The organism is Mucilaginibacter sp. P4_G9 (assembly GCF_056400985.1).
Genome location: NZ_JBFUKF010000754.1, coordinates 1 through 1,305 on the forward strand (window position 1 = coordinate 1; position 1,305 = coordinate 1,305).

Below are 1,305 nucleotides of genomic sequence, written 5' to 3' on the forward strand. Positions count from 1 at the left end.
ATACTCAATTCGGCCATCACCTCCTCGGTAGTTAAAGCTTCGGGCGAAACCAGTAGCAACGCATGTACCTGGGCCATAGTGCGGTTTATTCCCCATTCCGACCCCAACTTACCCCAGGCCTCAATAAACTTAAGCTTTCCTTCTGCCAATTCCATGTACAAATATAAATAAGTTTTTAAACTTTCAAAAATAAATGAAAGAAAAGTAAAGACAGTAGCAAGTAGTTAGTATCAGGTAGCAAGACTTTTAAATGCAGCTCTGATAACAACGCTCAAAAATATCGGTGCAACGGTCTTGATACCTGATACTAACTACTTGATACTAATTAATTCTTTATCAATCTTCTTATCCCACTGCTCCTGTACATAGTGGTTAATTCCATGGTTGGTTTCATCATCGTATTGCTTTTGCATGTCATTCATCTCCTTAAACGAATCAAAGTATTGTACGTTAATCGGCCCATCATAATTTTCAACGGTCAGCATTTCTTTTTGTAATTGCTTTTTAAAGTGCATGGCAATTATTTTCACTATATCAAAGTGCCTTTGCTCGTGATTAAGATTGTATGCCGTTTGCGCGCCCTCCTTTACCCAGCAGGCACTTTTAGGGAGGTAAGCCTTAAGCCTCAAATGAACATTAATTATCCCCTTCACAATCTCAACCTCCTCGGCATAACCAAAACTCGGAAAAACCTCGGCCTCGAATTTACTTGCAGGGGGCCTTTGTTGAAAATCGCTCCATTTTATTGGTCTTTTAGCCGAGTAATAAATGGTATCTCCTTCGGGCTGTTCGGTATAATTGGTAAAAACAAGCTTTACTCCTTTTACCAGCTTTATATTGGTATCAGCTTCTTTGTTTATCCAGGTATTAAAATAGATGAGTCCGCTTTGGATAGCGTTACTTAACATCCCTGCCACATCCATTTGCTGCCCCGAAGTACGCGTATAATTTGAATTCGCTTTATAGCCAATCAGTTGTATATCATTCTCACCTCTCCGCAGGGTAAAAGAGAAAACAACATTTAGTTTTCCGTTAACCCTTCCTCCGGCCTGCAACGTTTCATCTAACTGTAGTTTTCTTATATGGATAATTATAGCGCGTAATGCTTTGTTCGTTACCAGGTTTCTATTGATGAATTGCTTGATAGCTAATGAGGCACCATCTTTCAGATCAAGCGTATACTTTGGCGTAGTTTCGTTTATTAGCCCGGCAGGAAGTAACCTGGCTACAACACTTCGGTCATCGCGTTCATCTACAACATCGGCTATATGAAATTCTGTTGCCGAAAATAAAAATTGCTGATCA

At 39.8% G+C, this 1,305-nt stretch carries 1 protein-coding gene; it reads right to left on the reverse strand.

Annotated elements, in window-relative coordinates:
* Positions 1 to 311: 311 nt before the first annotated feature.
* Positions 312 to 1,305 (reverse strand): hypothetical protein (locus tag AC1DPZ_RS27365; protein WP_477409462.1); only part of this gene is annotated, 994 nt, incomplete at its 5' end.